Raw genomic sequence first — 25,985 nt, 5'->3', positions numbered from 1 at the left:
GAAATGAGATGGCATTAGCCATCAACGATTAACTGTTAAACCACGATCGTTCGATTGAATGTGCAGGTTCGAATGGCGAAGCCTATTCGGGCACCCGACCCTCACAGATTCACCATGTTGTTGAGCTCCAGGATCGGCTGCAGGATCGACATCACGATAAACAGCACCACCCCGGCCATGGAGACCACCAGCATGGGCTCGAACACCCCGAGGGCGATGTTCACCTGGGTTTCGAACTCCCTGTCCTGGTTGTCCGCCGCCCGCTCCAGCATGCTGTCGAGCTCGCCGCTCTGCTCGCCCGAGGCGATCATGTGCAGCATCATGGGCGGAAAAATTCGAGTTTCATCCAGCGACTTGCGCAGGCTGGTCCCCTCCCGCACCCGCTCGGTGGCCTCACCGATGCGCATGCGGGCATAGTCGTTGGAGAGCACTTCGCCGGCGATCTTCATTCCCTCCAGCAGGGGCACGGCGCTGGCGTTGAGGATGCTCAGGGTGCGGGCAAAGCGGGCGGTGTTGAGACCGCGGCTGACCCGACCGATCACCGGCAGGCGCAGTATCACCTGGTGCCAGCGACGACGACGCTTGTCGTCGGTCAGCCACCAGCGCCAGATCAGGCCGCCAATGCCAAGGAGCAGCAGGAACCAGAGGCCGTAGTGCTGCAACAGCTCGCTGGTGCCGATGAGGAAACGGGTGGTGCCCGGCAGTTGCTGGCCCATGTGTTCGAACTGGGCCACCACCTTGGGCACCACGGCGGTGAGCAGTATGGAGATGACCCCCACCGCCACCAGGGTGAGGACGATGGGATAGATCATCGCCTGCAGCAGCTTGGTGCGCATGTGCTGGCGCTGCTCGGTGTAATCGGCGAGACGGTTGAGCACCTTCTCCAGGTGACCAGACTTTTCGCCGGCCGCCACCATGGAGCGGAACAGCTGGTCGAACACATGGGGGAAGGCCCCCAGCGAATCGGCCAGGGAATACCCCTCCACCACCTTGCTGCGCACCGTCGCCACCAGGCTGCGCAGGTGGGCCTTCTCGCACTGTTCGGCGACCGCCTTGAGGGCCTCTTCGATGGTGAGACCGGCCCCCACCAGGGTCGCCAGCTGGCGGGTGATGAGGGCCAGTTCTGCGGTGGAGGCACCACGGCGAAACAGCACGAAGCGGTTCGCCTCCCGCTTGGCCTTCTCGGTGGTCTCGTTCACCTCGAGGGGGGTCAGCCCCTGCTCGCGCAGCAGCTGGCGCACCTGGCGGGCGGAATCCCCTTCCAGCACGCCGCTCTTGTTGCGCCCCTTGCCGTCGAGAGCCTTGTATTCAAATGCCGCCATTTCAGTCTTCCCGGGTCACGCGCAGCACCTCTTCGAGGCTGGTCTGCCCCTTGAGCACCTTGTCGATGCCGTCGCGGCGGATGCTGGGGGTGTGACCCCGGATCAGCCGCTCGATGGCGAGCTCGCCGCTGGCGCTGTGGATCGCCTCGCGCACCGCCTCGTCCACCACCACCAGCTCGTGGATGCCGGTCCGGCCGCGATAGCCTGTATGGTTGCACTGCTCGCAGCCCACCGGACGCCAGATCTGCTGATCCGGCGCAAGCTCGATGCCCATGGCAACACGCTCCTGCTCGGTGACAGGGTGCGGTGCGCGGCAATCCGGGCAGAGGGTGCGCACCAGCCGCTGGGCCAGTACCGCCAGGAGCGACGAGGAGAGCAGGAAGGGCTCGATCCCCATGTCCCGCATCCGGGTGATGGCGCCGATGGCGGTGTTGGTGTGCAGGGTCGACATCACCAGATGACCGGTGAGGGATGCCTGCACCGCGATCTGGGCGGTCTCGAGGTCACGGATTTCCCCCACCATCACCACGTCCGGATCCTGGCGCAGAATGGCGCGCAGGCCCCGGGCGAAGGTCATGTCCACCTTGCTGTTGACCTGGGTCTGGCCCACCCCTTCGAGGTCATATTCGATGGGGTCTTCGACGGTCAGGATGTTGCGATCCCGGGAGTTGATCTCCGAGAGGGCCGCATACAGGGTGGTGGACTTGCCCGAACCGGTCGGGCCCGTCACCAGGATGATGCCGTGGGGCTTGCGAATGAGTTCGCTGATGATGTTGCGGTTGGCCAGCGTCATGCCGAGCTGCTTGAGCTCGAGGCGCACGTTGTTCTTGTCGAGCAGTCGCAATACCACCCGCTCGCCGTAGCTGGAGGGCATGGTGGAGACCCGCACGTCCACCGCCCGGCCGCCGATGCGCAGTGAGATGCGGCCATCCTGGGGCACCCGCTTCTCGGCGATGTCCATGCGCGACATGACCTTGATGCGCGACACCAGCAGGGAGGCGAGTTTGCGATGGGGGCGCAGGATCTCCCGCAGCACCCCATCGATGCGAAAACGGATCACCAGGGCCCGCTCGAAGGTCTCGATGTGGATGTCGGACGCCTCTTCTTTTATCGCCTCGCTCAGCATGGCATTGATGAGGCGAATGATGGGGGCGTCGTCGTCGGCATCCAGCAGATCCTCGCTCTGGGGCAGCTCTTCGGCCAGGGCAAAGAAGTCCATCTCGTTGCCGAGATCCTCCATCAGCTGACGCGCCTCGGAGGAGTCACGCTGATAGTGGGCCATCAGCAGCTCTTCGAAGGCCTCGCCGTCCATCTGCTCCACCGTGAAGGCGCAACCCGCCACCCGCCGCACTTCCAGCAGGGTTTGCGGTGTCACGCCCTGGCGGCAGAGCAGCACCGGGGCACCCTGGCGCTCGGTCAGGATGGCCCCGAAGTTGCGGGCAAACGCGAACGGCAGTTCCGGCAGGGGAGCCGGCAGCTCGCTGCCATCGAGCTGGTAGGCGGCCATCAGGGCTTGCTCTGCACGAAGGGCTGCTCCTGCACCTGGGCGCGCACGCCGGTGGCGGTCGCCTGCTGCTGGGCCTGCATTCTCTGGATCTGCTGCTGCACCTCGGGGGACATCATCACGTCCTGGCCATAGGCGGGCAGCACCTGGCGAGCCGGCGAGGTGGCATAGCCCTCTTCCGCAGCCCGGCTCAGCTGTTCGGCCCTGAACAGGGTGTACTTGTTGCTGGAGACCCCGGAGTAGACATTGGCGTCACGCAATATGGTCGGGCGGATGAAGACCATCAGGTTGCGCTTGGCGGTGGAGGTCTTGGAGGAACGGAACAGGTAACCCAGCACAGGAATGTCCCCGAGCAGGGGCACCTTGGAGATCTGCTCCTGGGTCTGTTCGTCCATCAGGCCACCCAGCACCACTGTCTCGCCGCTCTTGACCAGCACGGCGTTCTTCACGGTGCGGGTATCGAAGGTGGGGCCCAGGTTGGCGGTCCCGGTCGCCTGCTTCTGTGCCACGCTGGAGACCTCCTGCTCGATGTTGAGCAGCACGGAATCTCCTTCGTTGATCTGGGGCGTCACCACCAGCTTGGTCCCCACCGTCTTGCGCTCTATGGTGTTGAACACCTGATCGCTGGTGGTGGAGCTCTGGGAGCCACTCTGCACCGGCACTTCCTGACCGACGTTGAAGGAGGCCTCCTTGTTGTCCATGGTGACGATGCTCGGGGTGGAGAGGATGTCGTTCTTGCTGTTGGTGGAGAGCGCCGTCACCAGCGCCGCCCAGTCCCCGTGATAGAAGCCTGCCGCCATGCCGCTGAAGCTACCCGCCAGGGATGACAGGCCGTCGGTGTTGCCGTTGTCTTTGTAATCCTTGGCGGCGATGGCCAGGGAGCCGATGGGCAGACCGGTGTCGGTGAACTGGGTGCCGCCGCCATTGGTGTTGGCCCACTGCACCCCGAGGTTCATGCCGTCACCATCCGATATCTCGACGATGATGGCCTCCACCAGCACCTGGGCACGACGAATGTCGAGCTTGGCGATGACCTGCTCCAGCTCGGCCATCACATCCGGCTGGGCGGTGATCACCAGGGCATTAGTGGTCTCGTCGGCGGAGATGGCGAGCTGGCCGCCGCCGATGCCGGCGCCGCCCGTGGCCGTGGCAGCCGCCCCGCCCTTCTTGTCGGCGGCGATGCTGGAGCTGACCCCCTTGAGGACGTCCACCAGATCCTTGGCCTTGCCATATTTCAGGTAGAAGACCCGGGTGTTGCCCTGGCTCTGCAGATCCCGGTCGAGCTGGCGCACCATCTGGATGATGCGGGCACGGGCCTTGGGCTCGCCGCTGATGACCACGGAATTGGTGCGCTCGTCAGCCACCACCTTGGGGGAGAGCAGCAGCGAGGCGTTGGCCCCCTGATTGCTGCCATCCTTGTTGAGGTTGGTCACCAGCCGCACCATCTCGCCGGCGGAGGCGAACTTGAGCTTGATGACGTCCATGTCCTGATCCCCCGCCTTGTCCACCCGGCGAACCACCTCCACCAGGCGGTTGACCACGGCGGCGCGGCCGGTGATGAGCAGCACGTTGGAGGGCTCGTAGTGGACCACGTTGCCGCCGCCAGCGTTATCGTTGAGCTGACGCAGCAGGGGGGCCAGTTCACGGACCGAGACATTGCGCACCGGCACGACCCGGGTCACCATCTCGTCACCCACGCCGGGGTTGGTGTCATCCACCACGGGGATGGCCGAGGTCTTGGCATCCTTGGAGCGCACTACCTTGAGCACGCCGTTGTTCATGGGCACCACGGCAAAGCCGTAAACGTCGAGCACGCTCAGGAAGAACTGGTAGTACTGATCCTCGTTGAGCAGGTCATAGCTGCGCACGTTGATCTTGCCGCGTACCGATGGCTCTATGATGATGGTTTTGTTCAGGTTCTTGCCGACCGTGTTGATGAACTCCTCGATGTCGGCGTTCTTGAAACTGGCGGAATACTCGGTGGCCCAGGCAGAACCGGCCATCATCAAGGCTGCCGCCATGGTGGCCAGACGCCAGCCCTTCCCTTTATTTGTCATTCTTGGTGCTACTCCAATTCATTATTCTGACAAGCCGACATAGACGTCATAGAGCTGTCCTTGCCGCTCGACGGTGACGGTCATTTCCGTGGCGCCCGCCACCTGCTGCATCGCCTGCATGGCCTGGGCGTTGTCACGCAGATCCAGGCCGTTGATGCTGACCGCCAGATCGTTGGCGACCAGTCCGAGTTGATTGAACAGTTCCGGATTGCGACCCGGGTTGAGGCGATAGCCGGTCATGCGACCGTCCACCCGGACCGGAGAAATATTGAGGTAATCGGTGATCTTGCCCGGGTTGCCCAGCAGTTCGCTGCGCACGGAGGAGAGTCCCTCCTGGCGGGCCGGTTTGGGCAGGGGCTTGCCATACTCCTCCCCGTCCAGCATCAGGGTCTCGTCACGGCCGTCCCGGGCGATGATGACCCGATCGGCAAACACCTGGCGGATCCTGGCCTGGGTACCGTCGATGTAGTCCCCGATGCCGTAAGAGTTCTGTGTCCCGTTGTGGGCGATGATGGCGATGGACTTGGCGGGATCCGAGCTTGCCAGCACCCCGTTGAGCTGGGCATTGAGCTGGGTTTTCGGGGCATCCGCCGCCACCGTCTCTGCCGCCTTGTCCGCCTGGGGTTGCAGCGCCTTGCCAAAGAGAGAGAGGCGGCTGAGGTTGCCAAGATCGAGGCGATCGGCACCACTCCCCTGCACCGAGGTGACCGAGGGTTGCCAGGGGGTCAGGGGAACGGGCTGGGCCAGTTCGTACAGGCGCCAGGTGAGCACGGCGCACTGCTGGGCCAGCAACAGCAGCAGAAGCCAGAACAGGGGCTGGCTGAAACGGGAAAGTGGCATGGCCTTGCAGCGAGCCAGAAGGGAAGTCAACAAATCATCCCTGAACGGTAGCGTCATCTTTCTCAAAATTGTCTGGCATCCAAGTCGGTTGGCTATTGTGTACGGCAATGGACCCAGAGACAACCGACCGGATGGGACCAAGGGGTGAAAATTCAGTTTCCGTCACACCCGGATGCCCCCTGTTTCTATCCCGGGGCCCGCCTCTGGTATAATCAGGCACCTTTTCAGCCATCCCGGAGCCGATCCATGTCGAATCCAGTACAAAGCAGCACTCAGGTCCGTCTCGACAAGTGGCTGTGGGCCGCCCGCTTTTACAAGACCCGCAGTCTGGCGCGGGATCAGATCGACGGCGGCAAGGTGCACTACAACGGCCAGCGCACCAAGCCGGGCAAGGCGGTCGATGTCGGCGCCCTGGTGCGATTCTGGCAAGGCCAGGACGAGCGGGAGGTGCGGGTGCTCGAGGTGAGCGAGCAGCGCAAATCCGCCCCGCTGGCCCAGCAACTCTATGAAGAGACAGAGGCCAGCCTGAAGAAACGGGCCGAAAACAGCGAAGCCCGCCGCTTCAACAGCCAGTTTGCCCCAAGCCCGGAGCGCCGACCTGACAAGCAGGAGCGACGCCAGCTTATCCGGGTCAAGCAATCCTAATCCGCGTCTGTGGCCCCTTTATGACGACAGGTGGAGGAATTAGTTCCTAACCACCTGTTTAACAATGTGTTTATTTTCCCCCAAGAACATCCTAGGAAACCATGATGAGTAACCAAGACCTCCTGTATCGCTATCTGTTCGAAGAGTACGAAGTGCGTGGGGAGCTGGTCCAGCTGGATCGTACCTACCGCCACATCATCGACGCCCAGAACTACCCGGTACAGGTGCAGCACCTGCTGGGCGAGCTGCTGGTTGCCACCAGCCTGCTGACCGCCACCCTCAAGTTCGAAGGCTCCATCACGGTGCAGCTGCAGGGGGACGGTCCGGTACGTCTGGCCGTCATCAACGGCGACAACAACCAGCAATTGCGCGGCGTGGCACGCTATGAAGGGGAGCTGCCGACGGACGGCAAGCTGCAAAGCCTGATCGGCAACGGCCATCTGGTCATCACCATCACCCCGGATCAAGGAGAGCGCTATCAGGGCATCATCGCTCTGGAGGCCGACACCCTGGCGGCCTGTCTGGAGCACTACTTCGCCCAGTCCGAACAACTCGCCACCCGCCTCTGGATCCGCACCGGCCACCACGAGGGCGAGCCCCGTGCGGCGGGCATCCTGCTGCAGGAGCTGCCGGCCCAGAGCGAGGATCACAGCGAAGATTTCGACCACCTGGTCCAGCTCACCACCACCATCAAGGACGAAGAGCTGTTCGGTCTGGACGCGGAAGAGATCCTCTACCGCCTCTACCACCAGGACAAGGTACGGGTGTTCGATCCCCAGGCCATCGAGTTCCGCTGCACCTGCTCCCGCGCCCGTTGCGAAGGGGCCTTGCTGCAGATAGACAAGGAAGAAGCGGTATCCATGGTGCAGGAGCTCGGCAAGATCGACATGCACTGCGATTACTGCGGCGCCCACTACGAATTCGACGGGATAGACATCGAAACCCTGTTCAGCAGGGCTCCCGGTAATGATGCAAACCAGTTACACTAATCAAAGGCGGGCAAAACCCGCCTTTAACTTAAATAACAAAAAAATACCCTATTTTATAAAGTTTGATGGCGATCGCTAAAAACTACCACCTAGGTGGTAGCATGAACGTCAGATAGAACCCTACACACCTCTGAACCCAGGAGAATACAATGACAATCGTGGTAGAACCCACCCTGGCCCAACAACTGAAGCTGGACCAATACGGTATCAAAAACAGCCAGGAAATCGTTCGCAACCCCTCCTATGAGCAGCTTTTCGCTGAAGAGACCCGCTCAGACCTTGAGGGCTTCGAACGTGGCGTCGTCACCGAGCTTGGCGCCGTCAACGTCAACACCGGCATCTTCACCGGCCGCTCCCCTAAAGATAAATATATCGTCAAAGATGCCACTACCCAGGATACTGTGTGGTGGTCTGACCAGGGTAAAAACGATAACAAGGCGATTACCCCGGAAGTGTGGTCACATCTGAAAGGGCTGGTCACCAAACAGCTCTCCGGCAAGCGTCTGTTCGTGGTGGACGGCTTCTGCGGCGCCAACCCGGACACCCGCCTGGCGGTGCGCATCATCACCGAGGTGGCCTGGCAGGCGCACTTCGTGAAGAACATGTTCATCCGCCCGAGCGAAGAGGAGCTGAAGACCTTCAAACCGGACTTCGTGGTGATGAACGGTGCCAAGTGCACCAACCCGAACTGGAAGGAGCAAGGTCTCAACTCCGAGAACTTCGTCGCCTTCAACATGACCGAGAAGATGCAACTCATCGGCGGCACCTGGTACGGTGGCGAGATGAAGAAGGGCATGTTCTCCATGATGAACTACTTCCTGCCCCTGCGCGGCATCGCCTCCATGCACTGCTCCGCCAACGTGGGCAAGGATGGGGACGTGGCCATCTTCTTCGGCCTCTCCGGCACCGGCAAGACCACCCTCTCCACCGATCCCAAGCGTCAGCTGATCGGCGATGACGAGCACGGCTGGGATGATCACGGCGTGTTCAACTTCGAAGGGGGCTGCTACGCCAAGACCATCAAGCTCTCCGAAGAGGCCGAGCCGGACATCTACCACGCCATCCGCCGCGATGCGCTGCTGGAGAACGTGACCGTGGCCGCCGATGGCACCATCGACTTCGACGACGGTTCCCGCACCGAGAATACCCGGGTCTCCTACCCCATCTATCACATCGACAACATCGTCAAGCCGGTCTCCAAGGCAGGTCACGCCACCAAGGTGATCTTCCTGACCGCAGACGCCTTCGGTGTGCTGCCCCCGGTCGCCAAGCTGACCAAGGAGCAGACCAAGTACCACTTCCTGTCCGGCTTTACCGCCAAGCTGGCCGGTACCGAGCGCGGCATCACAGAGCCGACCCCGACCTTCTCCTCCTGCTTCGGCGCGGCTTTCCTCAGCCTGCACCCGACCAAGTACGGCCAGGAGCTGGTGAAACGGATGGAAGCGGCAGGGGCTGAAGCCTATCTGGTCAACACCGGCTGGAACGGCACCGGCAAGCGGATCTCCATCAAGGATACCCGTGGCATCATCGACGCCATCCTGGATGGTTCCATTGAGAAGGCGCCGACCAAGGTACTGCCGGTGTTCAATCTGGAAGTGCCGACCGAGCTGCCGGGCGTCAACCCCGCCATCCTGGATCCGCGAGACACTTACGCCGACCAAGCCGAGTGGGATGCCAAGGCGGCCGATCTGGCCGGGCGCTTCATCAAGAACTTCGAGCGCTTCACCGACAACGACGAAGGCAAACGCCTGGTCGCGGCGGGCCCGCAGTTGTAAGAAACGCGCCTCGCGTCTCGCAATCCCGTACCGGTCAGCCCTGCTGGCCGGTATTTTTTTGGCCGATGCGCGGCATATGGCTCCCGCCAAGCCTTGCCTTGACGGCCCTTGCGCGTTAGATTCAGCCAAACTTTATACAATATACAATTTTGCAACCTGCCCGTGACCCCAGCATGACCCCACCTTACAAGACCCGAACCCAGATGGTGATGGAGAACCTCCGCGGCCGGATATTGCGTGGCGAGTTTGCTGCGGGCGCCCCCCTGCGCCAGGACGCCATCGCCAAGGAGCTGGCGGTGAGCCGCATCCCGGTGCGGGAAGCCCTGATGCAACTGGAAGCTCAGGGGCTGGTAAAGTTCGAGGCCCATCGCGGCGCCGTGGTGACCATGCTGGATGCCTCGGCCATCGAGGAGCTCTTTTATTTGCGGGCACTGCTCGAAGCCGATACCCTGTTCCACGCCGTCGACCTGATGACGGAGGAGACCTTCGCCCAGGCGCAAGCCATCCTCGCCCAGTTTGATCTGGCGCTGGAGTCTGGCACCCAGATCGAACACTGGGCCGAGTTGAATCACCGCTTTCACGCCACCCTCTACCAGGCAGCCAATCGCCCCCAGGCACTGGAACTGATCGCCCAGATCAATCTGAGCTGCGACCGCTATGTGCGTTTCGAACTGCTGTTCGCCCAGGGCGGCGTGGACAAGGCCGAGCGGGAGCACGCCCGACTCCTTGAACTGTGCCGCGCCCGGCGCAAGCACGAAGCAGTGGTACTGCTCAAGCAACACATCGAGGCGGCAGGCCAATCGATCAGACAGATCCTGGCAAGCGGCCACCATCAATGAACACTCACATCACCACAAGCTGGCAATAACGACATGAACCATTTCGAGATTATTGAAACCCGCGTCGCCCAGGTCAGGGCCACACTGGCCACGCTGGAGCTGGACGCCTTCATCGTTCCCCACGACGACGAGCATCTGGGGGAGTACATTCCCGCCTATGCCGAGCGGCTGGACTGGATCACGGGTTTCAACGGCTCCGCCGGGCTCGCCATCATCATGGCGCATCGGGCGGCCCTGTTCATCGACGGTCGTTATACCGTGCAGGCGCGCATGCAGGCGCCGGCCGAGCTGTTCGAGTTTCTCCACCTCAATGAAGACCCCCACGTGCAGTGGCTGGCGGAGCAGTTGCCCTCAGGCTCCCGGGTCGGTTTCGATGCCCGCCTGCACAGCCTGGCCTGGTATCAGAACGCCAACGCCGTGCTGGCCGATCACGGCATCGAGCTGGTGCGCATCGACGAGAACCCCATCGATCTGCACTGGAGCGATCGTCCCGCTCCGACCAAGAGCCCTGTCATCCTCTACAGCGAGGAGCTGGCGGGCCAGTCCAGCCAGGCCAAGCGCGAAATGCTGGCCAGCGATCTGCGCAAGCGCGGGCTGGATGCGGTGCTGCTGACCCAGGCCGAGCCCATCAACTGGCTGCTCAACCTGCGTGGTCGCGACGTGGAACGCCTGCCGGTGGTGCTGGGCTTTGCGGTGCTCTACGCCAACACCACCATGGATTTCTTCGCCGATACCGACAAGATCGACTGCTTCGCCTTCAATCAGCACGTGGGGCAGGATGTCTCCGTCTACCCCATCGACAAGCTGGGTGACGTGTTGCAGCGCATCGGCGAGGATCAGCAGAAGGTGCTGGCCGACCCCAACACCGCCAACGCCTGGACCCAGCTCGTGATGGAAGAGGCAGGCGCCATTCTGGTGGCCGGCCAGGATCCCACCATGCTGCCCAAGGCGTGCAAGAACCCCGTGGAGCTGGCCGGCATGCGTGCCGCCCACCTGCGCGACGGCGTTGCCGTCACCCGCTTCCTGGCCTGGCTGGATCGCCTGATCGCCAGCGGCGAGTTCGACGGTGTGGACGAAGGCACCCTGGCCGACCAGCTGGAAGCCTTCCGCCACGAGCAGGAGCACTATGTGGAGCCGAGCTTCGACACCATCTCGGCACTCGGCCCCAATGCCGCCATGTGCCACTACCGCCACACCAACGGTACCCCGCGGGCCTTCGGCCAGGACAGCATCTATCTGGTGGACTCCGGCGCCCAGTACCTGGACGGCACCACCGACATCACCCGCACCGTCAAGGTGGGTGAGGTGACCGACGAGCACAGGGCCATGTTTACCCGGGTGCTGCAGGGTCATATCGCCCTGGATCAGGCCCGCTTCCCCCGCGGCACTGCCGGCATCCAGCTCGACGTGCTGGCTCGCATGCCCCTGTGGCAGGCCGGTTACAACTACGACCATGGCACCGGACACGGGGTCGGCCACTTCCTCAGCGTGCACGAAGGCCCGCAGCGCATCGCCCCCAAGGGCAGCCTGGTGGCCCTGCAGCCGGGCATGGTGCTCTCCAACGAGCCGGGCTACTACCGAGAAGATGCCTTCGGCATCCGTTGCGAGAACCTGGTGGTGGTGACCGAACAGGAGGCCCGTGGCGAGCTGCCGATGCTGGGCTTCGAGCGACTGACCTATGTGCCGTTCGACATCCGCCTCATCGATCGCAGCCTGCTGAGTCCGGCGGAGTTCCGCTGGATCAACGAATACCATGCGGAGGTCTACCGCCGTCTGAGCCCGCTGCTGGAGGGCGAGGATCTCGCCTGGCTGGAGCAGGCGACCAGCCTCCTCTGATGACACAGGGCCTGCGGGCCCTGTTTCTTTATCCGCGGCATGCCACAAACGCCCCCCCACTTGCATCGACTCCCCGCCCCTTCTACCCTGTGCCTCCTTTTTGGCTGCCCCGCAGCAGAGACCCGATGAGAGGAGCCCCGATGCACTCGTCCCCCGTATTGCGCCTTGCCACCCATACCGACATGCACGCCATCTGGCAGATAGATGCCGATGTCTTCGGCGAGGATGTCTACCCCGGTTTCTTCTTTCGCCAGGCCATGGATCTGTGGCCCGAACTGCTGGTCGTCGCGGAACGGGAAGGCCGGCTGCTGGGCTATGCCCTCGGGGGGCTTGGTCAGGATCGGTCGCAGGGCTGGCTGCTCTCCCTCGCGGTACGCCCCGAAGCGCGCGGCTTCGGCCTGGCCGAGCAAATGATGTTGCAGGTGGAGCAGGGACTGCTGAAACTGGAAGTTGAGCGGGTCAGACTGACCGTTGATCCCGCCAATCCGGCCCAGCGCCTCTACTTCAGGCTGGGTTATCAGCAGTTGGCAGAAGAGAGAGGCTACTTCGGGCCGGGCGAGGATCGCCTGCTGCTGGAAAAAGCCCTGACCTGACCATCCACCACCGGCACGGGAGCCTTCCGGCCACATAATTGGTTACACTTTGCGGGTTTAATGCGCAATCTGGTTGGCGTAAAGTGCAATTCATCACCAGATTAATCCGATGCCCGCCCAGGAGGCCCATCATGTTCAAACGTATTGCTCTCGTCACCCTGCTGGCGGCCACCACCGCCATCACCGGCTGTGCCAACAGCGACGTCTACTCCGGCGATGTCTACACCAAGGATCGCGCCAAGCAGGTACAGACCGTCAGCTATGGCACCATCCTCTCCACCCGCCCCGTCAAGATCCAGGCCGATGAGAACTCCCTGATCGGCACCATTGGCGGTGCCGTGGTCGGCGGCCTGCTCGGCAGCACCATAGGCGGCGGTCGTGGCAGTGACATCGCGGCGGCCGGTGGCGCCATCGCGGGTGCGGCGGCCGGCAAGGCGGCAGGGGACAAACTCAACCAGGTTGACGGGGTCGAGCTCGAGATCAAGAAAGAGAACGGCGAATCCATCGTGGTGGTACAAAAGGCCAGCCCCACCTTTGTGCCTGGCGCCCGGGTCCGCATGACCCAGGGCAACGGCACCATCAACGTGGCCGTGGTGAACTGATAGCGCCGCTCAAGGTGCAACTGCCATAAAAAAGGTGAGCCCGGGCTCACCTTTTTGCGCTCTGCACCACTGAGGATTCACCCGCCCAGATGCAGCCAGGCCGCGATGGACAGCTGCAGGCCCACCAGGTCGGCATGGTGGAACAGGGCATGCAGTGATGCACGATCCCCGGCCACCTGCATCATCAGACGCTGTTGCGCCTGCAGGTCGGCCAGCCAGGAGGGGGGCACCGTCAGCGTGCCTGCCGCCTCGGCAACCAGGGATACCCCCTCGAGCAGGGCATGCAGCGCCCGTTGTTGTTCGCCAGCATCGCCACTCTCGAGCCAGAGCTGCTCATGATGCTGCCAGTGCTGCATACCCAGGGTAATGCTGGCCTTCTGACCTTTACCCTCAATCCTTTGCAGGGGCTGCACGGCCAGTGGCTTGCCAAGCCCAGCCAGCCTGTATCCGCGCTGCGCCTTGGACTGGGCACCCAGCCGCAATCCTCCCAGCGCCGCCAGCTTGCTCGCCAGGGTGAACAGCGCGCGGGCATCGCCGGATTTCAGCTCCAGCTCCAGCTCGTCGATCCCGGTACGCCCCAGGGCACCGGCAATCTCCCCCTGATCCCAGGCCAGCTCGATCTCGGCATCCCCGAATGCGATCAGCCAGTGGCGGCGCAGGAAATCGGTGCTGAACTGGGCCACCAGACGGCTCTGGAGTTCATCGCGCACTGCCAGACTCGGCCAGATATCGGCAGGAAAGGCAGACAGGGTCGGAATGGTGCCCTCCACCGGGGCGTTGTACTCGGGTCTGGCGTGCAATCCGCCCACGACCTGCCCCCGGCACTTGATGGTCTGCTCGGAAAAATCATCGCTGCGACGAATACGCAACCCCATCTCCAGCCCACGCAAACCCAGATCGGACGTGTCGAAATAGACGTTGCCAAGAGCGGCTTGATTGGAAGAGATAATCTCTAGTGAATTCAGAAGGTTGGAGAGGGATTCTTGAATATTGCTGGTGACGAAAAACTTTATCTCGATCTCAGTTTGCATAGTCATTCCGGGCTGGCGGGCAACTTTGGGGGGCATGTTCAGGGTCGCGAGGATATAATGCCAGCGACAGTTCACGATTAATTCACGGTTTTATTGATGGCACAGTTCGGTTACCATGCGCCCCTCATAAAATCGTATCGAGTGTTTTTTCACCGACACAGGTTTGGCCATGCCAGTAAATACTATTTTGGGTCTTTTTGCCAAGTCCCCCATCAAGCCGCTGCAGAAGCATATCGTCAAGGTTCACGTGTGCTGCGAACAGCTCATTCCCTTCTTTGATGCCGTTGCCGAAGACCGCTGGGAAGATGCCGAGAAGATCCGGCAACAGATCGCCCAGCTGGAAAAAGAAGCGGACATCCTCAAGCGCGAAATCCGCTTGAAACTCCCCCGCGGCCTGTTCCTGCCGGTCGCCCGTACCGATCTGCTGGAGCTCTTGACCCAGCAGGACAAGATTGCCAACCGTGCCAAGGATATTTCCGGCCGCATGCTTGGCCGCAAGATGGAATTCCCCACCGAGATGCGCGCCGATTTCATGGCCTATCTCAAACGCTGTATCGATGCGACCGCCCAAGCCGAAAAAGCCATCGGAGAACTCGATGAGCTGCTCGAAACCGGCTTTAAAGGACGTGAAGTTGAAATGGTTGCCGAGATGATCCACCAGCTGGATCTCATCGAGGACGATACTGACACCATGCAGATCGGACTGCGCCAACAGCTGCAAGCCGTTGAGCACAAATACAATCCGATCGACGTTATGTTCCTCTACAAGATCCTCGAATGGGTAGGTGACCTGGCTGATCAGGCAGAGCGCGTTGGCGCCCGTCTGGAATTGATGCTGGCTCGTTCGTAATCGACTGACTGGGTAAACACTACTAATGGACATTATCGCAAATTACGGCACCACCCTGGTGCTCGTGGCGGCCTTGTTCGGCTTTTTGATGGCCTGGGGCATTGGTGCGAACGACGTCGCCAACGCCATGGGCACATCGGTCGGCACCAAGTCCCTGACCATCCGTCAGGCGATCATCATCGCCATGATCTTCGAGTTCGCCGGTGCCTATCTGGCCGGTGGCGAAGTGACGGCCACCATCCGCAGCGGCATCATCGACAGCAACGCCTTTGCCGACACGCCGGATCTGCTCGTGCTCGGCATGATCGCCTCCCTGCTGGCTGCGGGTCTGTGGCTGATCCTGGCCTCCTATTTCGGCTGGCCCGTCTCCACCACCCACTCCATCATCGGCGCCATCGTGGGCTTCGCCGTGGTGAGCATCGGTCCGGAAGCGGTACAGTGGAACAAGTTTGGCGGCATCGTCGGCTCTTGGATCATCACGCCGGCCATCTCGGGCATCATCGCCTACTTCATGTTCATCAGCGTGCAGAAGCTCATCTTCAACACAGACAACCCCCTGGACAACGCCAAGCGCTATGTCCCCTTCTACATGTTCCTGACGTCCCTGGTCATCTGCCTGGTCACCATCAAGAAGGGGCTGACCCACGTCGGTCTGCACCTGAGCAATGGCGAGGGCGTCCTGCTCTCCGTCGCCATCTCCATCGCGGTGGCGTTTGCCGGCTGGATCTATATCCGCGGCCAGCAGTACAACCCGAAAGATGACAGCAAGATGCACTTCGCCAACGTGGAGAAGGTGTTCGGCATCCTGATGATCATCACCGCCTGTGCCATGGCCTTCGCCCACGGCTCCAACGACGTGGCCAACGCCATCGGTCCGCTCTCTGCAGTCGCCTCCATCGTGGCGGCCGGCGGCGAGATCGGCGGCAGCTCCCACATCGCCTGGTGGATCCTGCCCCTTGGCGGCATCGGCATCGTCATCGGTCTGGCCACCATGGGCGAGAAGGTGATGGCGACCGTCGGCACCGGCATCACCCACCTGACCCCGAGCCGTGGCTTCGCCGCCCAGCTGGCCACCGCCGCCACCGTGGTGATCGCCTCCGGCACCGGTCTGCCCATCTCCACCACCCAGACCCTGGTGGGTGCCGTCATGGGCGTCGGTCTGGCACGGGGTATCGCGGCCCTGAACCTGGGCGTACTGCGCAACATCGTGGTCTCCTGGGTCATCACCCTGCCCGCGGGCGCCATCCTGGCCATCGCCATCTTCTACGTGTTGCAGGCCTGCTTCTCCTGAGCAGTCCACGCCGCACGACAAAAAGCCCGGGTCATTGACCCGGGCTTTTTTATGCTTCGCCCATATCACGCCGTCGATTGAGCGTCGATCGGCTGCGGCGTTTACTCCTCGATAAAGGTCCACTCATCGCGCACCCGGCTGATGGCATCGAGCCGCCGCTTGGCAAGCTGCTCGCGGATTGCCTCCCCCTTGAAGCCGGCCGCCACTATCTCCTTGACCGGCACAGCCTGCGCCGCCTCCAGGGCCTGAGCGACATAGTCCGGCTGACTGTAGACCTTCTCTTCGAAGCCGGTACGACCGTGGAAGTCGGCGCGACAGGCATCGAGCAGCTGGGCAAAGCGCTCCGGTCTGCGCCAGGCATCGGCCTTGTCGAATACCTTGAGCAGGGTCGCGGGCTTGAGCTCGAAGGCAATGTGGATATGGGTGTGCAGGTCGCTCACCAGCAGCGCCAGATCGCGACACTCGTTCGGCACCCGGAAGCGCTCGCAAAAATCCCGAATGAGCGGCAACCCCTTCTGACCATGGCCGTGATGGCTCGGCCAGAAGGCGGGCGGAGTCAGCCCCTTGCCAAAGTCGTGGCAGAGGGACGCGAAGCGCACGGTCAATTCGGGGGAGAGACGACATGCCTGCGCCAGCACCATCATGGTATGGATGCCGGTGTCGATCTCCGGGTGCCATCTGGCAGGTGCAGGCACACCGAACAGGGCATCGAGCTCGGGGAAGAGCGCCTTGAGTGCGCCGCATTCGCGCAGCACCTCGAAGAAGATCTGGGGTGTCGGCCCCAGCAGCACTTTTTCCAGCTCCTTCCAGACCCGCTCCGGGGTCAGGTGGGCCAGCTCTCCAGCCTCCGTCATCTCGCGCATCAGCCCCAGCGTCTCGGGGGCCACCACGAACCCCTGGGCATGGAAACGGGCGGCGAAGCGCGCCACCCGCAGGATGCGCAGGGGATCCTCGGCAAAGGCCGGCGAGACATGGCGCAGCAACCGCGCCTCCAGATCCTGCACGCCGCCGTAGGGATCGTGCAGTTGCCCGTCCTCATCTTCGGCGATGGCGTTGATGGTGAGATCCCGGCGCAGCAGATCCTGCTCCAGCGTCACCTCGGGGGCGGCATGGCAGACGAAGCCGGTGTAACCCTGCCCCTGCTTGCGCTCGGTGCGCGCCAGGGCGTACTCCTGCTGGGTTTTGGGGTGAAGAAAGACCGGAAAGTCTCGGCCCACCTGGGTGAATCCGAGACCCAGCATCTGCTCCACCGTGGCGCCAACCACCAGGTGATCCCGATCCCCCTGGGGCAATCCCAACAGGCGATCCCGCACCGCCCCTCCGACCAGATAAATCTGCACGCGCACTCTCCCTCGATAAACTTGCCCCGATGATACCGCTTTTGGCCAAGAGAGACGATGTGCCCCCGCTGCACCGGGCTCGCCATCACTCGGCCGGGCGGCCACTTCCCGCCATCGTCCTGGGTGAGTCAGCCCGTGGTTCGAGCCAGCTCCCCTTATGGTATCCGGGTCTTTGACATCCCTTTTGGGAGGCTTTAACCTGCCGCCCATAACAATGGAATGGATCCTTATGTACACACAGTTCTTCGGTCTGTCGGAGCCCCCGTTCTCCATCTCGCCCAACCCCAAATACCTCTATATGAGCGAGCGTCACGGGGAGGCCCTCGCCCACCTCAACTACGGGTTGCAGGACGGTGGCGGCTTCGTGCTGCTGACCGGGGAAGTGGGTACGGGAAAGACCACCGTCTCCCGCTGTCTGCTGCAGCAATTGCCCGCCGACACCGAGATCGCTTACATCCTCAATCCCTCTCTGACCGAGCGGGATCTGCTGGCCGCCATCTGCGACGAATTCCAGTTGCCCTACGGCGAAGAGGCCAGCCTCAAGCAATTGTTCGACCTTATCCGGGATCATCTGCTGGCGAATCTGGCGGCAGGCAAGCGCAGCGTGGTGCTGGTGGATGAAGCCCAGCACCTGCTGCCCGGCGTGCTGGAGCAGTTACGACTGCTCACCAATCTGGAGACAGACGAGAAGAAACTGCTGCAGGTGGTGCTCATCGGCCAGCCCGAGCTGCAACAGATGCTGCGCCAGCCCCTGTTGCGCCAGCTGGCGCAGCGGATCACCGCCCGCTATCACCTGCTGCCGCTGTCGCGCCAGGATGTGGATGCCTATGTCCGCTTCCGGTTGCAGGTGGCAGGCTGCGTCCAGCCCATCTTCACCCCCAGGGCCATCCAGACCCTGCATCGCCTCTCCGGGGGCATTCCCCGTCTCATCAACCTCATCTGCGACCGCGCCCTCATCGCCGCCTTCGCCCGTGGCAGCCACAAGATAGTGCACGGGGACATCAGCCAGTCCGCGTATGAGGTGAGCGGCATTCGCGACGAGGGAAGCTGGCAATCCGGCCTCACGGTCGCCCTGGTGGGCGCCCTGCTGGTCGCCACCGGCTGGTGGGGCTGGCAATTCTTTGGATTCTTCCCAGCCCGCCCCCTGGTCAAGGTCGAGGTACCGGTCAAGGTGGATGACACGCCGGAGCAGCAGGCCCAGCTGACCCGCGCCATCAATCAGGCGCTGGAGCCGGACGTCGCCATGCAGAATCTCTACAAGGTATGGGGCTACCAGGCCGAGCTGGAGGAGGCAACCTGCGACAATGCCCCCCGTGCGGGCCTGCGCTGCCAGGAGGGAGAAGCCTCCCTGGCGCAATTGCAGGCGCTGCAATACCCGGCCCTCATCAGTCTCACCGACGAGACCGGCGGCCTCTATTACGCCACCCTGGTCAGCCTGGGGGCGGACAAGGCTTCCCTGCTCATCGGCAACCAGAGCTGGCAGGTGGACAGGCAGTGGCTCTCCGACGCCTGGGGCGGCAGCTACACCCTGCTCTGGCGCATGCCCAGGGGCAACGTGCCCCTGATAGCGAGCAATGCCGGGGCTGCCCAGGTGCAGTGGCTGGACAACGCCCTTAGCCGCGCCATGCAGCAACCCGATCGCAAGGTGAGCCGCTTTGATGCCACCCTCAAGAACAAGCTGCAACAGTTCCAGCGCGAGCAGGGACTGACCCCGGACGGCATCGCCGGCAGCAACACCCTGCTGCGGCTGAATGTGGCCTCCGGCGAACCCATGCCCAGGCTGGAGGATGAATCCCTGCGAGCCAGCACGCCGGTCGATCTCGACAGCGTGGCGGATGATGAGACGGATCCCATGGTCGAGGAGGCCTCCTGATGTCCACCCTGCTCAAGGCCCTGCGCCGGGCCGACCAGCCCCAGTTCACCCCCCATATGCCGCTCATGGGTCTGCCCGTGAGCCAGGAAGAGGAGCCCAACCGCCGCTGGATCTGGTGGGCCCTGGTGCCCCTGGCCCTGGTGATGGGCGCCGCCGCCAACTATGGCTGGCACCTCTATCACCTCAAACCCGTGGAACAGCAGGTCGAAGTGAAGGAAGTGGTGACTCCCCCCTTCGTGCGGGTCGAACCCAGGCCCATGATCACCCGGCCGCTGCCGCCCCCCCTGCCGGAGCCCGTGGTCGCTCCAAGACCTGCCGCAACCCCGGCTGCGACTACCGCAAACCAGGGGGGACAGAGTCTGGCAGAACGGCTGATGGCCGCCCTCAACAACACGCCGCTGGTGGAAGAGAGTGCGCCCCAGGCTCAGGTCCAGACCAGTGCCATCCCCCTCGGCGCCCTGGCCCCGGCCCTGAAACAGCAGGTACCGTCCCTGACCTATGGTGCCCACAACTACTCCTCCGACCCGGCCAAGCGGGCCGTCGTGCTCAATGGACGGGAGTGGCGCGAGGGGAATGAGATCGCCCCCGGTGTCATCCTGGCAGCCATCGCCCAGGACTACATCGTCCTGCAGGTCGACGGCCAGTATGCCAGCCTCAAGGCGCTGCAAGACTGGCGCGGCTGATCTGCCGGCATCCGGTGGCCCTCCCCCGGGAGGGTCAGCGCCCATTCTGAGGGAGCCCGAGAGCTCCCCTTTTTCATCAATAACCTACACTCGACCATTGCCATGCGCCGGGTCGGGGATCGCCCTCCTGATGGCGGGCGGACTTATCATCAGAACATGAGCACACTGTGAGCCACTCAGACAACACCACCTTCGCCACCCGCATTCTGGACTGGTACCAGATCCACGGCCGCAAGACCCTGCCCTGGCAGCAGGACAAGACCCCCTACCGGGTCTGGGTCTCCGAGATCATGCTGCAACAGACCCAGGTTGCCACTGTCATCCCCTATTACGAGCGGTTCATGGCCCGCTTCCCCGACGTGCTGGCCCTGGCCAACGCCCCCATCGACGAGGTGCTGCATCACTGGACCGGGCTTGGCTACTACGCGCGCGCGCGCAACCTGCACAAGGCTGCCCAGCAGATCCGCGATCTGCACGGCGGCCTCTTTCCGGAACAACTGGAAGAGGTGATGGCCCTGCCCGGCATCGGTCGCTCCACCGCCGGGGCCGTGCTCTCCCTCTCTCTGGGCCAGCCCCACGCCATCCTGGATGGCAATGTGAAGCGGGTACTCACCCGCTGGCTGGCGCTGGCGGGCTGGCCGGGCCAGAAGCAGGTCGAGCACGATCTCTGGGAGCTGGCGACCCGCCTCACCCCGCGCGTCGGGGTGGCCCAGTACAATCAGGCCATGATGGACATGGGGGCCACCGTCTGCACCCGCAGCAAGCCCGCCTGCGAGCGCTGCCCGGTGCAGGCCGATTGCCAGGGGCTGTCGCAGGGCAACCCCACCGCCTACCCTCACAGCAAGCCGAAGAAGAGCATTCCGGCACGCAACGGCATTATGCTGATCATCCGCCACGGCGATCAGCTGCTGCTGGAGAAGCGTCCGCCGCAAGGGATCTGGGGCGGGCTTTACTGCTTCCCGCAGGTGGAATCCCTCACCGAGGTGACCGGACGACTGCGGGAGTTGGGGCTGGAGGATGCCGCCTATCAGGAGCTCGCTGGATTTCGTCACACTTTCAGCCACTTCCACCTCGATATCCGCCCTTTGCTGATCGAAATGGCTGTTCCGCCCGCCCCCCTGCTCATGGAAGCGGATACCCGACTCTGGTATAACTTACGCCATCCTGCCGAGGTGGGATTGGCGGCGGCCACGGCCCGTCTGCTCGCCTACCCGGACTTACAACCAGACTTGCAACCACAGAGGTCAACATGAGCCGTACCGTATTTTGCCTGCGCCTGAAGAAAGAAGCGCCGGGTCTCGATTTCCAACTCTACCCCGGTGAACTCGGCAAGCGGATCTTCGACAACATCAGCAAGGAAGCCTGGACCGAGTGGCAGAAGAAGCAGGTCATGCTGATCAACGAGAAGAAGCTGAACATGATGAATCTCGAGCACCGCCAGTTGCTGGAAAAAGAGATGGTCAGCTATCTGTTCGACGCGGGTGAAGTCCAGATCGACGGCTACACCCCTCCCAGCCAGTGAGCGGGAATCGAGTCAAAGGGCCAGCGTCCCCCTGAGTCGTCAATATGCCGCAGGGTGACACCAATCCTGGCTCAGGCCAGTCAGTGACGGGCGGCCCCACCGCCCGGTTTGAGGATCTTATGGGTCGTTTTTTTGGGCTGCTGTGCGCCCTGCTGTTTCTCTCTGCCTGTTCATCCACACCCCAGACCAGCGGGGGTGGCGATGATGATCTGGTCAACGGCAAGGACGTGCGCGGTTTTGAACACATGATCAGTGCGCTCTCCCATAACGTGAACGAGATATGGGGGCGCGAGGCGCTGTTCGCGGGCAAGTTTGACTACGTCAAATACACGGATCAGTACAAGAGCCGCGCCCACATCGATTTCTCCAGCGGTCACATCATGGTGGAGACCGTCTCGGGTCTGGATCCCCGTGCCCACCTGCGTCGCGCCATCATCGAAACCCTGCTGACCCCGGACGATCCGGCAGAGGTCGACCTCTATTCGGACCGTGAGATCATGCCAGGTGGCGAGCCCTTCCTCTATGGCCAGGTGCTGGACAACCAGGGGCAAGCGATCCGCTCCAGCTGGCGTGCAGAGCGTTATGCCGACTATCTGATCGCCAACGCGATGAAGAAGCGCACCCTCGGGATCCGCAACATCTTCTTCATCGACATTCCCATGGTGGCCAACCACGAAGACAGGCGCGGCTACAAATACGCCAGCATCATCCGCGATGCCTCCCGCAAGTACGGGGTCGCCGAGAGTCTCATCTACGCGGTGATCAAGACCGAGAGCAGCTTCAACCCCTATGCGGTCAGCCACGCCAACGCCTATGGCCTGATGCAGGTGATCCCGGCTACCGCTGGGCGGGATGTCTATGTAAGGGTCAAGGGCAAGGATGGCCAGCCGACCAGGGAAGATCTGTTCAATCCGGCCTACAACATCGATGTGGGGACCGCCTACCTGCACCTGCTGCAGACCGTCTATCTGGCGGATATCCAGGATCCCCAGTCCCGCCGCTATGCGGTGATCTCCGCCTACAACGGTGGTGCCGGAGGGGTGCTCAACACCTTCTCCAACGATCGCAAGGCGGCCCCCGGCATGATCAACCGCCTCTCCCCCGAGGCCGTCTATCAGGTACTGACCGAACAACATCCCAAGGCAGAGGCTCGCCGCTATCTCTACAAGGTCAATCAGGCCGAGAAGGGGTTCAAGCGAACCGTCGCAAGCCGGGCTGGCTGATGGCATGCAAGAAGGGCGCTCCTGGAGCGCCCTTCTCATTTACTGTGGCCAGAAAGCTTACTTGGCGATGAAGCCACCCTTGCTCAGGGGCGCAGCCCCCACCTTCTCCAGGTGTTCCACCTCGACTTCGGTCTTGTTCCAGCTGTGGTCCACCTCGCCGCGCACGCGGATCAGATCGTCAGGGCCTACCTCGGTACCGCGCCACACGTCACCGTCCACCTCCACTTCCACCTCGCCGCTGTCGTCACGGAACAGGTAGTTTTCGCCACCCAGGTGTTTGACCAGCTTGCCTTCCAGGGTCACCCACTGATCATCGGCCACGTCTTTCAACTGGGCGACCGATACCTTGTTCTGCTCCTTGGGGCCGGTGTAGGCCGCCATGGCGAAAGAAGAGACGGACATCAGGGCCACCAGGGCGATTGCTTTTGCGTTGTTCATTTCATGCTCCTGTCTTTGCTGTATGAGGGCATCTTGCCCGGGGGCGCGTGAAACAAACGTGAAGCCTCCCCATTCAGGGAGGAGTGATGTGATCGCAAGCGATTAAATGGCCACGGCATGCTGCAAAAATGTATTCGAGTGGATACCTTTTCACCTGGCCATGCGGGTTCCCAGCCCGCCGCCATCGAGGAACAGCCCGCAGGCCCGCCCTGCCCCATCCATGAGAACAGCTACATGAACAAATGGCTTTTGTGTTTATTGGGTCTCTTCGCCCTCACGGCCCATGCCGCCAAGACACGTCCCCCCTTCTCCCGCATCGTGATGTTCGGCGACAGCCTCTCCGATACCGGCAAGATGTACGACAAGATGCGCGGTTACCTCCCCTCCAGCCCGCCTTACCATCAGGGCCGCTTCTCCAACGGCCCGGTCTGGCTGGAGCAGCTCACCCAGCACTTCCCGGGCCTCGCCATCGCCAACGAGGCGGAAGGGGGCGCCACTGCCGTGGCCTACAACAAGATCTCCTGGAACCCCAAGTATCAGGTCATCAACAACCTGGACTACGAGGTGACCCAGTTCCTGCAAAAGGATGGCTTCAAGCCCGACGATCTGGTGATCCTCTGGGTCGGTGCCAACGACTACCTGGCCTATGGCTGGAACACCGAGCAGGATGCCAAGCGGGTGCGCGACGCCATCAGCGATGCGGCCAACCGCATGGTATTGAACGGTGCCAAGCAGATCTTGCTGTTCAACCTGCCGGATCTGGGCCAGAACCCCTCGGCCCGCAGCCAGAAAGTGGTCGAGGCAGCCAGCCATGTCTCCGCCTACCACAACCAGCTGCTGCTGAATCTGGCACGCCAGTTGGCTCCCACCGGCATGGTGAAATTGTTCGAGATCGACAAGCAGTTCGCCGAGATGCTGCGCGAGCCACAGAACTTCGGCCTGAGCGACACCGAACACGCCTGCTATGGCGGCGGCTATGTGTGGAAGCCGTTCGCCTCCCGCAGCGCCGCCACCGACAGTCGACTGGCCCCCTTCAATCCCGAGGAGCGCCTTGCCATCGCCGGCAACCCTCTGCTGGCTCAGGCCGTCGCAACGCCCATGGCGCGCCGCAGTGCGGGCGAGCTGAACTGTGAAGGCAAGATGTTCTGGGACCAGGTCCACCCCACCACAGTGGTACACGCCGCCCTGAGCGAGCGGGCTGCCGCCTTCATCGAACAGGAGTACGAATTCCTCCCTCGATAACGGAGGCCATCCTGCCAGGGCCGGCGCCTAGCCGGCCCTCTTGCCGACAAGGGCAAGCAATCCATATGACACCCATCACAGATTCGAGTCACGGTTCCCCGGCGGTCTTCTGTCTCCACTATGATGCAGATGGATATCACAATATGTTTTATATCAGTTGCTTGTAGATCGAGAAAAGCGAGCTACGTTTAAACGTGTTGTGGTCGAACACAGGCCCAACCCACGAGGCGAGGCGACATGAATTCGCGCTCCCCACACACAAGATTGCAGAGGCATCTATGAACAAAACACTGATTACCTTGCTGGTTTCAGGCTTGCTTGCGGCCAACGCCCAGGCAGCCGGACAAGACAACACCTGGTATGGCGGTGCCAAACTGGGTTGGTCCAACTTCTACGGTGTCGATGAGAGCAATTCCATCGCCATCACCGACAAAGACGACGATGAAGTCGGCGCCGGTGCCTTCGCCGGTTACCAGATCAACCAGAATCTGGGTGTCGAACTGGGTTATGACTACCTTGGCAAGCTCAAGTACAGCGGCACCCGCAATGGCGCGGCCTTCAATGACTCCGTGCAAGCCCAGCTGGCCCAGCTCACGCTGAAACTGGGGTTCCCGGTTGCGGACAATCTGGACCTTTACGGCCGTGTCGGGGGCGGCTATGGCTGGACCGACAGCGATCAGCTGGAAAACGACAGCCGCTTCACCTTCGTCGGCGCGCTCGGTGCGGAGTATGCCCTGAGCCTGAATTGGGCAGCCCGCCTCGAATACCAGTACAGCACCCCGTATGGCAGCCGTGACGATACCGGCCTACGCATGGACAACGGCCTGCTCTCCCTGGCCGCCGTCTATCGCTTCGGTCAGGTTGCACCGGCTCTGCCGGTCGCTGCTCCCGCCCCCGCGCCCGAGCCCGTGATGGTCGACAAGCAGTTCACCTTGAGCTCGGACGTGCTGTTTGACTTCAACAAGGCCACCCTCAAGCCCCAGGCCGGGCAGGCGCTGGATACCCTCTACAGCCAGATTGAAGAGGCCAGGCCCAAAGACGGGTCGGCCACCGTCATCGGCTATACCGACCGCATCGGCTCCGAGGCCTACAACCAGAAGTTGTCCGAGCAGCGTGCCCGGACCGTGGCCGATTACCTGATTGGCAAGGGCCTGCCGGCCGGCAAGGTCAATGTGGAAGGGCGTGGCAAGCAGTCTCCCGTCACCGGCGACAGCTGCACCAGCAAATCCAAGCGCGAGCTGATCGTCTGCCTGGCCCCGGATCGCCGGGTAGAGGTCAAGGTACAGGGCGTCTCGGAAGTACAGCAATAACGACGACCCCAAACAAAACGGGAGGCCATGGCCTCTAATGCCAGTCAGTTAAGCCTGACTGGCATTGTTTTTACTAGGTTTTCTCGTCGCATACTTCTGTGGTTTGGCTTTGATGCACCTTGGGTAACTTCGTTCTCGGCGGGCGGGTAACTTGAACTGCTCTGCCTGTTTGTCCAACTC

23 protein-coding genes are annotated in these 25,985 nt (G+C 62.4%); 16 read left to right on the top strand and 7 right to left on the bottom strand.

All coding sequences use genetic code 11. The annotated features are described in order from the left end of the window. Positions 1-101: 101 nt before the first annotated feature. Genes exeF through exeC form a run of 4 tightly spaced genes read right to left on the bottom strand, consistent with a single transcriptional unit; the run spans position 102 to position 5,756 of the window. Positions 102-1,322 (bottom strand): GspF family T2SS innner membrane protein variant ExeF, encoded by a 1,221-nt coding sequence (exeF, locus tag J9889_RS05225; RefSeq protein WP_039040588.1) that lies wholly within the window; start codon positions 1,320-1,322, stop codon positions 102-104. Between the two features lies 1 nt (position 1,323). Continuing rightward, a complete protein-coding gene (gene exeE, locus J9889_RS05220; RefSeq protein WP_103858236.1) occupies positions 1,324-2,829 on the bottom strand; it encodes a GspE family T2SS ATPase variant ExeE in 1,506 nt (501 codons plus the stop codon). Beyond that, positions 2,829-4,883, bottom strand: a complete 2,055-nt coding sequence (gene exeD, locus J9889_RS05215) for a GspD family T2SS secretin variant ExeD (protein ID WP_210556084.1) — start codon at positions 4,881-4,883, stop codon at positions 2,829-2,831. Before exeD ends, exeE begins: the two co-directional genes overlap by 1 nt. 21 nt (positions 4,884-4,904) lie before the next feature. Beyond that, positions 4,905-5,756 (bottom strand): GspC family type II secretion system variant ExeC, encoded by an 852-nt coding sequence (exeC, locus tag J9889_RS05210; protein ID WP_282597939.1) that lies wholly within the window; start codon positions 5,754-5,756, stop codon positions 4,905-4,907. 213 nt (positions 5,757-5,969) lie between these two features. Between exeC and hslR the strand changes: the two genes are divergently transcribed. From hslR to J9889_RS05175, 7 genes are all read left to right on the top strand, one after another. After that, positions 5,970-6,368: a ribosome-associated heat shock protein Hsp15 gene (gene hslR, locus J9889_RS05205; protein ID WP_210556083.1), complete on the top strand. Its 399-nt coding sequence runs from the start codon at positions 5,970-5,972 to the stop codon at positions 6,366-6,368. Between the two features lie 104 nt (positions 6,369-6,472). After that, positions 6,473-7,357 carry an Hsp33 family molecular chaperone HslO gene (gene hslO / locus J9889_RS05200; protein WP_010675729.1) on the top strand — a complete coding sequence of 295 codons (885 nt, stop codon included), beginning with the start codon at positions 6,473-6,475 and terminating at the stop codon, positions 7,355-7,357. Positions 7,358-7,506: 149 nt separating this feature from the next. Beyond that, complete coding sequence (gene pckA / locus J9889_RS05195; protein ID WP_010675730.1) at positions 7,507-9,132, top strand: phosphoenolpyruvate carboxykinase (ATP); 1,626 nt, start codon at positions 7,507-7,509, stop codon at positions 9,130-9,132. A 173-nt stretch (positions 9,133-9,305) separates the two neighbouring features. Beyond that, a complete protein-coding gene (locus J9889_RS05190; RefSeq protein WP_029314822.1) occupies positions 9,306-9,971 on the top strand; it encodes a GntR family transcriptional regulator in 666 nt (221 codons plus the stop codon). A 33-nt stretch (positions 9,972-10,004) separates the two neighbouring features. Beyond that, positions 10,005-11,807, top strand: coding sequence for an aminopeptidase P family protein (locus tag J9889_RS05185; protein WP_052815537.1), 1,803 nt, complete (start codon positions 10,005-10,007; stop codon positions 11,805-11,807). 140 nt (positions 11,808-11,947) lie between these two features. Then, entirely contained in the window at positions 11,948-12,400 is a 453-nt protein-coding gene (locus J9889_RS05180) for a GNAT family N-acetyltransferase (protein ID WP_010675733.1), read from the top strand. A 131-nt stretch (positions 12,401-12,531) separates the two neighbouring features. Further along, complete coding sequence (locus J9889_RS05175; RefSeq protein ID WP_010675734.1) at positions 12,532-13,002, top strand: glycine zipper 2TM domain-containing protein; 471 nt, start codon at positions 12,532-12,534, stop codon at positions 13,000-13,002. Positions 13,003-13,079: 77 nt separating this feature from the next. Here the strand turns inward: J9889_RS05175 and J9889_RS05170 are convergent, their stop codons facing one another. Next, the gene (locus J9889_RS05170) at positions 13,080-14,033 is read right to left on the bottom strand and encodes a CYTH domain-containing protein (RefSeq protein ID WP_052815539.1); all 954 of its coding nucleotides are present in this window, start codon (positions 14,031-14,033) and stop codon (positions 13,080-13,082) included. 169 nt (positions 14,034-14,202) lie between these two features. Between J9889_RS05170 and J9889_RS05165 the strand changes: the two genes are divergently transcribed. Together J9889_RS05165 and J9889_RS05160 are read left to right on the top strand one after the other, a co-directional pair. Further along, positions 14,203-14,883: a TIGR00153 family protein gene (locus J9889_RS05165; RefSeq protein WP_010675736.1), complete on the top strand. Its 681-nt coding sequence runs from the start codon at positions 14,203-14,205 to the stop codon at positions 14,881-14,883. A gap of 25 nt (positions 14,884-14,908) precedes the next feature. Continuing rightward, a complete protein-coding gene (locus J9889_RS05160) occupies positions 14,909-16,174 on the top strand; it encodes an inorganic phosphate transporter (RefSeq protein WP_010675737.1) in 1,266 nt (421 codons plus the stop codon). 101 nt (positions 16,175-16,275) lie between these two features. Here the strand turns inward: J9889_RS05160 and J9889_RS05155 are convergent, their stop codons facing one another. Continuing rightward, positions 16,276-17,514, bottom strand: a complete 1,239-nt coding sequence (locus J9889_RS05155; RefSeq protein WP_052815540.1) for a multifunctional CCA addition/repair protein — start codon at positions 17,512-17,514, stop codon at positions 16,276-16,278. Between the two features lie 229 nt (positions 17,515-17,743). On the opposite strand from J9889_RS05155, the gene J9889_RS05150 reads away from it, so the two are divergent. From J9889_RS05150 to mltC, 5 genes are all read left to right on the top strand, one after another. Beyond that, positions 17,744-19,387, top strand: a complete 1,644-nt coding sequence (locus tag J9889_RS05150) for an ExeA family protein (protein ID WP_010675739.1) — start codon at positions 17,744-17,746, stop codon at positions 19,385-19,387. Next, positions 19,387-20,070 (top strand): GspB family T2SS assembly factor variant ExeB, encoded by a 684-nt coding sequence (exeB, locus tag J9889_RS05145; RefSeq protein WP_042882413.1) that lies wholly within the window; start codon positions 19,387-19,389, stop codon positions 20,068-20,070. The genes J9889_RS05150 and exeB overlap by 1 nt, the downstream gene beginning before the upstream one ends. 167 nt (positions 20,071-20,237) lie before the next feature. Next, positions 20,238-21,323 (top strand): A/G-specific adenine glycosylase, encoded by a 1,086-nt coding sequence (gene mutY / locus J9889_RS05140; protein ID WP_042014850.1) that lies wholly within the window; start codon positions 20,238-20,240, stop codon positions 21,321-21,323. Next, positions 21,320-21,592, top strand: a complete 273-nt coding sequence (locus J9889_RS05135) for an oxidative damage protection protein (protein ID WP_010675742.1) — start codon at positions 21,320-21,322, stop codon at positions 21,590-21,592. Before mutY ends, J9889_RS05135 begins: the two co-directional genes overlap by 4 nt. Positions 21,593-21,711: 119 nt before the next feature. Then, the gene (gene mltC / locus J9889_RS05130) at positions 21,712-22,815 is read left to right on the top strand and encodes a membrane-bound lytic murein transglycosylase MltC (RefSeq protein ID WP_041211728.1); all 1,104 of its coding nucleotides are present in this window, start codon (positions 21,712-21,714) and stop codon (positions 22,813-22,815) included. Between the two features lie 57 nt (positions 22,816-22,872). Here mltC and J9889_RS05125 read toward each other — a convergent pair whose 3' ends face one another. Continuing rightward, positions 22,873-23,253: a NirD/YgiW/YdeI family stress tolerance protein gene (locus J9889_RS05125; protein WP_039040598.1), complete on the bottom strand. Its 381-nt coding sequence runs from the start codon at positions 23,251-23,253 to the stop codon at positions 22,873-22,875. Between the two features lie 234 nt (positions 23,254-23,487). On the opposite strand from J9889_RS05125, the gene J9889_RS05120 reads away from it, so the two are divergent. Continuing rightward, positions 23,488-24,495 carry an SGNH/GDSL hydrolase family protein gene (locus J9889_RS05120; protein ID WP_210556082.1) on the top strand — a complete coding sequence of 336 codons (1,008 nt, stop codon included), beginning with the start codon at positions 23,488-23,490 and terminating at the stop codon, positions 24,493-24,495. Positions 24,496-24,773: 278 nt separating this feature from the next. After that, positions 24,774-25,805, top strand: coding sequence for a porin OmpA (ompA, locus tag J9889_RS05115; RefSeq protein WP_049636118.1), 1,032 nt, complete (start codon positions 24,774-24,776; stop codon positions 25,803-25,805). The last annotated feature ends 180 nt before the right edge of the window (positions 25,806-25,985 follow it).

Origin of the sequence: Aeromonas sp. PrichA-15, from assembly GCF_017939245.1 — a bacterium.
Taxonomy (GTDB): Bacteria; Pseudomonadota; Gammaproteobacteria; order Enterobacterales; family Aeromonadaceae; genus Aeromonas; species Aeromonas caviae.
The sequence above is the reverse complement of the archived record's forward strand: the minus strand, read 5'-3'. Positions and strand labels throughout refer to the sequence as shown.

What these genes read in the sequence shown, in the direction of transcription:
- ompA (WP_049636118.1), top strand. Translation starts at nt 24,774, where the DNA reads ATGAACAAAACACTGATTACCTTGCTGGTTTCAGGCTTGCTTGCGGCC.
- pckA (WP_010675730.1), top strand. Translation starts at nt 7,507, where the DNA reads ATGACAATCGTGGTAGAACCCACCCTGGCCCAACAACTGAAGCTGGAC.
- J9889_RS05125 (WP_039040598.1), bottom strand. Translation starts at nt 23,253, where the DNA reads ATGAACAACGCAAAAGCAATCGCCCTGGTGGCCCTGATGTCCGTCTCT.
- J9889_RS05120 (WP_210556082.1), top strand. Translation starts at nt 23,488, where the DNA reads ATGAACAAATGGCTTTTGTGTTTATTGGGTCTCTTCGCCCTCACGGCC.
- J9889_RS05135 (WP_010675742.1), top strand. Translation starts at nt 21,320, where the DNA reads ATGAGCCGTACCGTATTTTGCCTGCGCCTGAAGAAAGAAGCGCCGGGT.
- J9889_RS05150 (WP_010675739.1), top strand. Translation starts at nt 17,744, where the DNA reads ATGTACACACAGTTCTTCGGTCTGTCGGAGCCCCCGTTCTCCATCTCG.
- J9889_RS05170 (WP_052815539.1), bottom strand. Translation starts at nt 14,033, where the DNA reads ATGCAAACTGAGATCGAGATAAAGTTTTTCGTCACCAGCAATATTCAA.
- exeF (WP_039040588.1), bottom strand. Translation starts at nt 1,322, where the DNA reads ATGGCGGCATTTGAATACAAGGCTCTCGACGGCAAGGGGCGCAACAAG.
- exeD (WP_210556084.1), bottom strand. Translation starts at nt 4,883, where the DNA reads ATGACAAATAAAGGGAAGGGCTGGCGTCTGGCCACCATGGCGGCAGCC.
- mltC (WP_041211728.1), top strand. Translation starts at nt 21,712, where the DNA reads ATGGGTCGTTTTTTTGGGCTGCTGTGCGCCCTGCTGTTTCTCTCTGCC.
- J9889_RS05190 (WP_029314822.1), top strand. Translation starts at nt 9,306, where the DNA reads ATGACCCCACCTTACAAGACCCGAACCCAGATGGTGATGGAGAACCTC.
- J9889_RS05165 (WP_010675736.1), top strand. Translation starts at nt 14,203, where the DNA reads ATGCCAGTAAATACTATTTTGGGTCTTTTTGCCAAGTCCCCCATCAAG.
- exeB (WP_042882413.1), top strand. Translation starts at nt 19,387, where the DNA reads ATGTCCACCCTGCTCAAGGCCCTGCGCCGGGCCGACCAGCCCCAGTTC.
- J9889_RS05175 (WP_010675734.1), top strand. Translation starts at nt 12,532, where the DNA reads ATGTTCAAACGTATTGCTCTCGTCACCCTGCTGGCGGCCACCACCGCC.
- hslR (WP_210556083.1), top strand. Translation starts at nt 5,970, where the DNA reads ATGTCGAATCCAGTACAAAGCAGCACTCAGGTCCGTCTCGACAAGTGG.
- hslO (WP_010675729.1), top strand. Translation starts at nt 6,473, where the DNA reads ATGAGTAACCAAGACCTCCTGTATCGCTATCTGTTCGAAGAGTACGAA.
- J9889_RS05185 (WP_052815537.1), top strand. Translation starts at nt 10,005, where the DNA reads ATGAACCATTTCGAGATTATTGAAACCCGCGTCGCCCAGGTCAGGGCC.
- exeE (WP_103858236.1), bottom strand. Translation starts at nt 2,829, where the DNA reads ATGGCCGCCTACCAGCTCGATGGCAGCGAGCTGCCGGCTCCCCTGCCG.
- J9889_RS05160 (WP_010675737.1), top strand. Translation starts at nt 14,909, where the DNA reads ATGGACATTATCGCAAATTACGGCACCACCCTGGTGCTCGTGGCGGCC.
- J9889_RS05180 (WP_010675733.1), top strand. Translation starts at nt 11,948, where the DNA reads ATGCACTCGTCCCCCGTATTGCGCCTTGCCACCCATACCGACATGCAC.